Source organism: Acidobacteriota bacterium (assembly GCA_016208495.1).
GTDB lineage: Bacteria > Acidobacteriota > Blastocatellia > Chloracidobacteriales > Chloracidobacteriaceae > JACQXX01.
In genome coordinates, this window is the sequence record JACQXX010000078.1 from 47,394 (window position 1) to 57,123 (window position 9,730).

At 50.4% G+C, this 9,730-nt stretch carries 6 protein-coding genes; 5 read left to right on the forward strand and 1 reads right to left on the reverse strand.

Annotated elements, in window-relative coordinates:
• Positions 1 to 113: 113 nt before the first annotated feature.
• The gene (betB, locus tag HY774_15435; protein MBI4749878.1) at positions 114 to 1,637 is read right to left on the reverse strand and encodes a betaine-aldehyde dehydrogenase; all 1,524 of its coding nucleotides are present in this window, start codon (positions 1,635 to 1,637) and stop codon (positions 114 to 116) included.
• A 235-nt stretch (positions 1,638 to 1,872) separates the two neighbouring features.
• Between betB and HY774_15440 the strand changes: the two genes are divergently transcribed.
• The 5 genes from HY774_15440 (at position 1,873) to HY774_15460 (ending at position 9,582) form a co-directional block, all read left to right on the forward strand.
• Positions 1,873 to 2,691, forward strand: coding sequence for a class I SAM-dependent methyltransferase (locus HY774_15440; protein ID MBI4749879.1), 819 nt, complete (start codon positions 1,873 to 1,875; stop codon positions 2,689 to 2,691).
• A 106-nt stretch (positions 2,692 to 2,797) separates the two neighbouring features.
• Positions 2,798 to 3,682 (forward strand): hypothetical protein, encoded by an 885-nt coding sequence (locus HY774_15445; GenBank protein MBI4749880.1) that lies wholly within the window; start codon positions 2,798 to 2,800, stop codon positions 3,680 to 3,682.
• A 266-nt stretch (positions 3,683 to 3,948) separates the two neighbouring features.
• On the forward strand, positions 3,949 to 4,359 hold the full coding sequence (locus tag HY774_15450; protein MBI4749881.1) for a hypothetical protein: 411 nt from the start codon (positions 3,949 to 3,951) through the stop codon (positions 4,357 to 4,359).
• Positions 4,360 to 4,567: 208 nt separating this feature from the next.
• Entirely contained in the window at positions 4,568 to 6,838 is a 2,271-nt protein-coding gene (locus tag HY774_15455) for a hypothetical protein (GenBank protein ID MBI4749882.1), read from the forward strand.
• 617 nt (positions 6,839 to 7,455) lie between these two features.
• Positions 7,456 to 9,582 (forward strand): protein kinase, encoded by a 2,127-nt coding sequence (locus HY774_15460; protein ID MBI4749883.1) that lies wholly within the window; start codon positions 7,456 to 7,458, stop codon positions 9,580 to 9,582.
• Positions 9,583 to 9,730 lie beyond the last annotated feature (148 nt).

Genomic DNA, 9,730 nt, shown 5'->3' on the forward strand with positions numbered 1-9,730 from the left:
TCATCAAGTTATACCATTTTGGAATGAAGTGATCGTATTAGAAAACAGTCAAGTAATTCAATCAATTGAAGTTAGTGAACTACTGACTACGATCTACTGACTACAAACTGGTATTAGCTGGCAAACCATCCAATTGGCCGTTCGCTCAGATCAACCCAGACACTCTTGGTTTGGGTGTAGAGTTCCAGCGCATGGATTCCCATTTCACGACCATAACCTGATTGCTTATAGCCGCCAAATGGAATCGCCGCATTGAACATGTTGTAGGTATTGATCCAGATTGTCCCGGCTTTGATCGTGCGGGCAAACCGATGCGCGCGCTTGATATCGCGCGTCCAGAGACCAGCGGACAATCCATAAATTACGTCATTGGCCTGTTTGACCAGGTCTTTTTCATCCTTGAAGGTCAGCACCGAGACCACCGGCCCAAAGATTTCTTCCTGGGCGACGCGCATCTTATTGTTGACATTGCTCAGGATCGTCGGTGAGAAGAAATACCCTTTGGCCAGCACTTCATCGTCAGGTGAAGCACCACCAGTGACAACGGTTGCCCCTTCTTCGCTGCCAATATCAACATATTTCTTGATCCGGTTGAGTTGTTCACGCGAAACCTGCGGTCCCATATGGGTCGCTTTGTCGAGTGGGTTGCCAACCCGGATGGTTCTGGCGCGAGTGGCTAGTTTTTCGACAAATTCATCGTGAATGCTTTCTTCAACAAACAGGCGTGAACCGGCAGTGCAGACCTGTCCCTGATTGAAGAAAATGGCAAACAGGGCACCTTCCACGGCGTGATCCATATCGGCATCGGCAAACACAACATTTGGTGCTTTGCCACCCAGTTCAAGCGAAACCCGTTTCAGATTTGAGCGGGCAGCCGCTTCGGCCACCAGTTTGCCGACTTCAGTGGAACCGGTAAATGCCACTTTATCAACATCCATGTGTGAAGACAGTGCGGCCCCGGCGGTTTCGCCAAAGCCGGGAACAATATTGAGCACGCCTTCCGGCAAACCAGCTTCAAGGAAAATTTTGCCCAGTTCCATCGCTGAGCAGGGTGTTTGTTCGGCTGGTTTGAGCACAATCGTGTTCCCAGCGGCCAGTGCCGGGGCCAATTTCCAGGCGGCCATCAACAACGGGAAATTCCACGGAATAATTTGTCCGCAGACGCCGACGGGCTCGCGGAGCGTGTAGTTGAAAAAGCTGTTGTTGATCGGAATCGTGTCACCCTGGATTTTCCCGGCCAGGCCAGCGAAATATTCAAAATTTTCAATGGTTTGCGGAATATCAACATAGGTCGTTTCGCGCAAGGTTTTGCCATTATCGAGCGTTTCGAGTTCAGCCAGCTCCTTGGCGCGGTCCGTAATAATTTGGGCTGCTTTATAGAGGATTTTCCCGCGCTGATGCGGGGTCATCCGGGCCCAGGGGCCGCTTTCAAATGCCCGGCGGGCCGCCGTGACAGCCAGGTTGATATCTTCGGCCTCACCTTCAGCCACGTGGGCCAGGACTTCACCGGTTGAAGGGTTCAACGATTCAAAGGTGCGCCCTGAGACGGCATCCACAAATTTGCCGTCAATCAAGAGCTGGTATTTGCGTGGTGTGGATTGGTCCGATGACGAAATTTTAACTTCAGGGGTTGACATATGAGGGGAACTCCTTGAATGACTGTGCCTGGGTCCAAACACAGGTTTGAATAGATTTTCAGCCCGTGACTCAAAGGCTCGCGGTCAGAAATTTGAGGTTAAACAATATGTATGGAGGGGATCCTTGTGGTGAAATTGCGACTTTATATGCCATTCTTCCAGCAATGTGAAGCCATTCACACCCCGAACCAATAAACAGCCACAACCTGAAATCAATCGGAAAGGAATTTTTTGCGTGTCTGACCAACGAACTCAAGCTTATCTGTATGATCTGTATGTTGCACCGCTCTGGCGAGAGCGCTTTGATCAGTTGTTTATCGAACAAGTTGGGCTTCCAACCGAAGGGCAAATGCTGTTATTGGAATGCGGTACAGGTGGATTGGCACTTGAAGTTGCCGCCGCTTTAAAAGATACTGGCACGGTCGTCGCCAGTGACCAGGATCAAGACATCCTGGAACTGGCTCGGGCCAAAGCCCTCGCCACCAAATTAGAGAATGTTCGGTTTGTTTCAAGCGGCGAAATTCAAACTGAATTCACGCCCCACACCTATGATCTGACGTTGGGAGATACCTCACTCCTGCCACCAAATCAGATCCAACCAATGCTCAACAATTTGTATCGCCCACTGGCAACTGACGGCACGGCAATTCTTTATGCCATCACCCGTGGGAGTTTCGACGAGTTTTTTTCGATCTACTGGGAAGCCTTGTTTGAGTGTGGTCTGGCTGAACAACTGCAACCACAACTGGAGCAGGTCTTAAACCTCTATCCAACACTGGAAGATATCGAGGGCTGGGCTACATCAGCCGGATGGAAAAATGTGCAGGTGGTTTTGGAAAATGAAGAATTCACCTTCGACACCGGAGAAGAATTTTTATCATCACCGCTCATTTCCAACTATCAATTGGAGAATTGGCTTGCAATTGTGCCCACGGCTGCCGAAATCACTCAGGTCAAACAGGCCATTGCCGCCATTATTGACCGTGACCGGGGTGAATATCCGTTTGATATCACCATTAAAGCCGCACTGGTCACTGGAAAACGAAACACGTAACCACCAAACCAAAAAACATACGCTCAGTCAAACACACGCACGATATTGATTTCATTGACGCCTGACCCCCTCTTCATCCACTTTTGACGGCCCCAAGGAGGATTTTATGAACGGGAGAAGTTTGTTTCTTACCTCTGGTCTTTGGGTAAAACTCTTTTGCCTGGTCTTTACCACAACATTGCTCTGGCTTCCGTCCGCGCTCGTGGCAGCCGACGACAAACCCACACTTCAACAGGTGGTTGATCGGCATAGGCAAGCTCTGGGCGGACCAGACCGACTCAGCAAAACCAAAACCAGGGTGGCACGGGGAAAAGCTGAGTTAATCCCAGGACGAAACTCTGGATTATCCCAAATGTCAGGGGAAGCCGTGTTTTATTCAAAAGCACCGAATAAGGTACGCATGGATTTTGTATTTGGTAGCTTTGGCGTCAAACGCGGATTTAACGGGACTGATGCCTGGATCAAACCCGCCCCGCCAGCCAGTGATAGTGCCATGACCAAAGCCTTTCTTTCTCTGCTCAAATCAGGTGGGTTGTTGCACGAAATCTCAGTCTATGATGGCTTGATCGAAGCCTTTCAACGTGAAAGCGAGCTCAAAATCAAAGGCAACAAAAAAATCAACGACGTTGAATCCTACCAGCTCGAACTGAAACAAACCGATGTGACGCCCAAATTGTTTGTGGATGCCATCAATGGGAACCAAATTCGGACCACATTTTCAGTTCTCTATAACCCGGCGGCATCTCCCGGTTCGGCGGCCCCGGTGAGTGGGAGCGGTGGTGGACTGATCGGTACCGCACCCATGTCTTCGTCCGGCGCATTTTCCGCTCCGACAGCCTTTAACATCGAACTCGACACCAGTGATTATCGCGATGTCAACGGAGTTAAGCTTCCACACGCCTATAGTGAGCGCCTCCCGTTTTACACCATTAAAGTCACGATTCTGAAATATGAAGAAAATGTCGAAATCAACGATGTGATTTTTAATTAGAAATTGGGCTGAAGAAATCGGGCTGAAAACTTCGGGCGGAAAACTTCGGGCGGAAAACTTCGGGCGGAAGACATCGGGCTTAGGGCTGAAGACTCACAAGCTCGGGGCTGAAGAAGTTGGGTAAAAGATTTTCTCATTTTCTTCAGCCCAATGTTTTCAACCCGTTTTCTTCAGCCCAAGCCCTGATTTTTTCAGCCCCACGCAAGTTCAGGTAGCGTCTCTCGCCGACCATCTGACTTTGTATCCCCTCACAACCAGTAAACACTATGGGTACCTGGCTTGGTTTCGCTGTGATTTTAATGGTGATTGCGGCCCTGTTTTGGTATGAACTTTCTGTCTATGGAAATCTTAAACTCCAACAGAAAGACAGCCCATCGGCCAAAGCTCGTTTTGGACGCCGCACCGTAGGGCTGATCCTGCTGCTGATCATATCACTTATGACCTTTTTCGGGTTGCAGCATCGCACGGCGTTTCCCTCGCCGATTTTTTTCTTATTCTATTGGGGCACCTGTTTGTTGTTGACCCTGATTTTGATTGTGCTGGCATTACTCGATACACACGCAGTCTTGAAACAAGCCATTGCGACTTATACCGACACCAACGAAGAAGAAAAGCGATTCCGTGAATTTATGGAAAAGCACGTTCGAGCAGAATCGAAAAAGGTGAACAAGACTTGAGTTCAGGGTTCTTAAAAAAGAACGAATGCTAAAAAATCAGGGGTGAATACAATTCCAATGTCACCCTGTCACTTTGTCACCTTGTCATTTGGTCACCCTGTCACTTTGTCACCTTGTCATTTGGTCACCCTGTCACTTTGTCACCTTGTCACCTTGTCACCTTGTCACCTTGTCATTTGGTCACCCTGTCACTCTGCCACCTCTTCCAATGACTCCATCTGCACCTTCAAAATCCGCTCGAACCTGGTTGTGGATCTACCTCTCAGCATTTTTGCTTCGGATGGCCAATAACTTTTTCGGAGTCTTTTCGCCAATTGGTGTCATTCCGGTGGCGGCTGATTCTTTTTTTCACATGCATCGCATCCGGTGGGCGACCGAGCATGGATTTCAGGTTCCAGATGTGGAGCGCTACCTGAATTTTCCAGTTGGGGCACATACTTACTGGCCGTATGGGTTTGACCTGGTGTATGCCGCAATGGCCCGTCTGGTGAGCCCGTTGCACCCGGATCCGTGGTGGACCGTTGCAACCGCATCGGTGGTCACACCACTCATCAGTGCCTTGACCCCTTGCCTGGTATTTGAAATCGGAAAAACACTTGGGGGTAAACGGCTTGGAATCTGGTCGGCATTCTTATGTGTGATCTTGCCGTCAATCACCATGACCGGCAGTATTGGCTATGTTGATCACCATGTGTTCGAATCCCTCTGGCTGGCGGTGTACCTGCTGGCCTACCTCAAAGCCCTCACGCTGCTTGATAGTCATCTGGTGAAGGCCCGCTGGCTGGCCCGTCTGGCTGGTGTCGCGATGACCGCTGGGGTTTTGTTTACCACTGTTCTGCCGATTCTCTTGCCTCTCCACACTGGTGTTGTCGTTTGCCAGATCGTGCGCGAATGGAGGCAATCAAATACGGCTGCAATTCGCCAACTGATTGAACTCAACAGCTTTGTGTATACAGCCTTCCTGTTGACGCTGCTGCCGTTTGTCACCCTGCCAATTGCCGAACCCAATGGTATCAATCCGGCACTCGTCTTCTCATGGGTGTTTGGGTTTGGGCTGGCCTGTACCGTGCTGGTCTTGCTCAACGTCTGGGGGCCGCAGACCAGTGGCAACCCGAGGCTTTCTGTTCGGTGGCGTTTCGGCGCCTGCCTGGTCGCTCTGGGATTGATGCTCTTTCGAACTGACCTGTCGTCCGCGCTTTCATTTCTCGAATATGGAATCGGCCACTTGTTGCGGGGTGATCCCTGGGTGGCAACCGTCCAGGAAAACCTTCCAATCTGGCATTTCCCAACTTCACGCATCTTCGGAATGTTTTCAGGGTTTGTCGTGGTTTGGCCAGTCGCAATTGGCCTGATGCTCAAACGGGGTTGGGAAAAATCGTCACCAGTGTGGGTTGTGGTGATCTTGGGAGTTTTTCAAGCCGGAATCACAATGTTACAGCTTCGGTTTTGTGGATTTGCCACCGTGACGTATGCCCTGGCCCTTGGGTATCTGCTAACAGCCGGGATTGATTGGCTTTATGTGCGATTTGACATCAAAGAAACCACAACCGTTCGTGAAGTCAAAGGACTGGCCTGTTTTGTCGGCGGTATTCTCTTATGGCTCGGAATGTTGTGGCCCATCCTGGCCAATGTCGTTTATCCATCAGCCTTTATTGGCAGTGTCAGTCCAATGTTCTTTCGTCTGTTCCCTACCTTGCAATGGATAAACCACCATACACCGCCTGTTTCCCCGAAAGCTGATGCGACCACTGACTATTGTATTGCGGCAGATTGGGTCGTGGGTCACTGGATTGTCCTGATGGGGAACCGTCCGGTGCTGGCTTCGCCAATGGAACATACTCAATCACACCGCGAAGGCATTCATGACGGTGCCGCAGCCCTGATGTTGCCGCCCGAAGCAGCCTTTCACGTCATGGAGCGCCGTCGAATCCGATATCTTCTGGTCACGGATATTCAGGTAACGACTTTTCTTGAAGCCGCTTACTGGGATCTGGCCACCAACCAGATTACATTCCCGCATTCACAAACCGAAATGATTCGGCAGGCACTTTATTTTCGATTACTGCACGATGCGATTCCGGCCAATGATCCAGCAGCGAGGGTGCTCCGTCATTTACGGCTTGTTCACGAAGCCCTATCAGCAGGTGAAAAAATCCCCTATGCCCGCCTGTTTGAAAGGGTTCCAGGAGTTGAACTGTCTGGAACCACCCAACCAAATGCTGAAGTTCGATTAACCGCTCAGCTTTATACTCCCAATGGACGCCTCATTGCTTACACCGATACTGTGACGGCTGATGCAACTGGGAAATTTCAGGTGGTTGTCCCCTATGCGGCAGGTCAACAGGCCCATTCCGAAATTCGAATGCTGACCCCATACAAAATTGAATCTGCCGGGAACCAAAGTGTGATTGTGGTGACTGAAGCAGAGATACTTTCCGGTGCCAAACGGGAAGTGAATTGGAATGAAAAAACCTTTTAGTGGTTAGTGGTCAGTGGTCAGTGGTTAGTTCTTGGTGGTTAGTGGTTAGTGATGTCAGTGAAGAGTTGAAGCCGTTTTGGTTCTCAGCCCACAAAGTGGGCGCCGGCTCGTAGCCCAGGGCGAGTCTTCGAGCCCTGGGAATTCGGGTCATTTCCCACCTTTTCCCCGCCCGGCCAGCCGCCGTAGGCGGCGGCTGGCCGGGCGATGGTGAGGAGGCAACGTTTTCCCAGGGTTGCACCCTGGGCTACGAGCCTTTCACCCGCTTCGCGGGTTCAAATCCGCTCATTTTTTCAACTCTTAATCTGGCATTAGTGGTTAGTGGTTAGTGGTTAGTAATTGGGGCTTGGGGCTTTGGAACCATACCTTCGAAGAACCAAGAACCAAGAACTAACCACTAACCACTAGCCACTAACCACTAACCACTAACCACTAGCCACTAACCACTAACCACTAACCACTAACCACTAACCACCGACACCCATTGCCTGAAAGCTTGCATCCAACCGATTGTCTCCGTACACTTTCAGCTTCTCAATCACTATTCCATCTAACTACAACTTATTGTTTTTAAACCGGTTATCTCACACATTCGTGTTTTTCAGTATTGAAGGTCTGCTATGAAAACCTGCCCTGCCTGTAATCATCAATTCGAAGACACACTTAAATTTTGCCCTAATGACGGAACAGCACTGGCTTCACCAGATACAATTCCCTCAACCATACCAAATAACCCGAAGGAAACTGATTCTCTGGTTGGCAAATTGATTGCCGGACGCTACCAAATCCTGGCCAAGCTTGGCGAAGGCGGAATGGGCGCTGTCTACAAAGCCGAGCAGACGATGATGAATCGAACCTGTGCCATCAAAATCATGAATCCGGCTTACACTCAGGATCACGATGCTGTCAGCCGCTTTCATCGCGAAGCCCAGATGTCGAGCAAGCTTGATCATCCACATGCCATTCATATTTATGACTTTGGCAATACTGAAGACGGACTGCTTTATCTGGTTATGGAATTTGTCGAAGGCCAGACCCTGTCCTCACTTCTGAAACAAAGCGGCCCGCTTTCCCTCGAACGCACCATGACGATTGCCCGGCAGGCAGCCGCCGCCCTCGAAGCCGCACACAAACTTAACATCGTGCATCGTGACCTCAAACCCGACAACATTATGATTGCCCAGCGTGACAACAGCGACTGGGTTAAGGTTCTGGATTTTGGAATTGCCAAAGTATCTGGTGAAGACCACCGCTGGGACGTCACCAAAGCCGGAATGGTCATTGGGACGCCGCTTTATATGTCGCCGGAACAACTTTCCGGGGATCGCCTGGATCCACGCTCAGATATCTATAGTTTTGCGCTGATTTTGTATCAGATGCTCACCGGCGGACTGCCTTTCACAGGTGACAATGCCCAGGCCGTCATGGTCAAACGTCTGACAGAAACGCCGCTTCCAATGACAACGGTCAATCCACGAGTCAGTATTTCAATCACGGTTGAAAATGCCATTCTGCAAGGGTTAGCGCGAAATCGGGACCATCGTCCCTATGACGTTGGCACCTTCCTGCAATTGCTCGAACAAGCCATCCGAACCACATCTCCATCGGCCTTTGCTGGAACGATTCAATATGTGGCCCAACGCGGCGACACCAATCCAATCAACCCGGCGGAAACACACGTGACAGGGGCAAAAGGCCCATCAGCAGCACCTTCATACAGCCCAGCGCCGGCAATTGACCACACACCGCCAACTCCAGGACAACCACAACCGCCGGTTCAGCCAAGTGGGGTATCAAACAGCGGAATGCCACCGATTCCAACTATTCCTCAGCCCCAAAGTACACCAGGACAGGCATTTGGGGCACCACCTGTTCCACCAGGATTTGGGTATCACCCAGGCCCACAATCCGGCCAGGGTTTGGGATCCCCACATAGTGGAGTTCCACCGCAACCGCCACCGGCTCCGCCACCGCCAGCCCCGCGAAAAAGCTACGCCGGGTTGATTATTGGACTCCTGCTTGTATTTGCCGTTCTTGGAATCGGTGGGGTATGGGGAGTCTGGAAATTTGTGTTAAACAAAGAGCAGCCACCAGTTGTCGCCACTGATCCCAAACAACCAGACACCAAACCGACGACACCATCTGGAGATTCCAAACCAACCACCGACAATCCGACCCGGCCCACGACTCCGGAAAAACCGACTGTCACCGCCAATCCAGCCACTGGAGATGAAGCCGCAGCCAAAACCAGCTATGACCAAGGGCTCAAACTGGCCAAAGAAAACAAGCTGTCAGAAGCCATCACCAGGTTTCAGGAAGCCGTTAAAGCCAAGCCTGATTATGGCGAAGCTCATCTGGCCCTGGGCACCGGGCTGTTTGCACTCCACCAAATTCCGGAATCAATTGACGCCTATACTCAGGCGATTCGCTATGTGACCGATGCCGACAAAAAACATAAAGCCCACTATGGACGGGCACTTGGTCAATGGGAATCAAAAGAATTTACTGCAGCGGCACAAGATTTCAAAACCGCCTATGAAAACAAGCCAACTGAACAGGAATTACTTGTTTATCAAGGGTTTATGCTCCAACTGGCCGGCAATGCAGACGAGGCCAACACGGCTTATGATACCTATTTGCAATCCAACAAAATCGGAAAGTTTGCCCGCTATGCCAGACTGTGTCGTAGCGGCAAAGCCAAACCTCCAGCAACCCTAAAGGAATTTGACAGCTACCCGTTGGACTAAATTAGGGTTCAGGGTTCAGGGTTCAGGGTTCAGGGTTGTTGAGTATCATTAAATCGTATACAGGAAAGTATCATAAATTGTATACACCGTTATATATCAAGGAAATGACCCGGATAAAAGATTAACCAGAAAAATCGTGCGGAGTTGA

Excerpts from the sequence above, each read along its gene's own strand:
- betB (MBI4749878.1), bottom strand. The coding sequence starts at position 1,637 with ATGTCAACCCCTGAAGTTAAAATTTCGTCATCGGACCAATCCACACCA.
- HY774_15445 (MBI4749880.1), top strand. The coding sequence starts at position 2,798 with ATGAACGGGAGAAGTTTGTTTCTTACCTCTGGTCTTTGGGTAAAACTC.
- HY774_15450 (MBI4749881.1), top strand. The coding sequence starts at position 3,949 with ATGGGTACCTGGCTTGGTTTCGCTGTGATTTTAATGGTGATTGCGGCC.
- HY774_15455 (MBI4749882.1), top strand. The coding sequence starts at position 4,568 with ATGACTCCATCTGCACCTTCAAAATCCGCTCGAACCTGGTTGTGGATC.
- HY774_15460 (MBI4749883.1), top strand. The coding sequence starts at position 7,456 with ATGAAAACCTGCCCTGCCTGTAATCATCAATTCGAAGACACACTTAAA.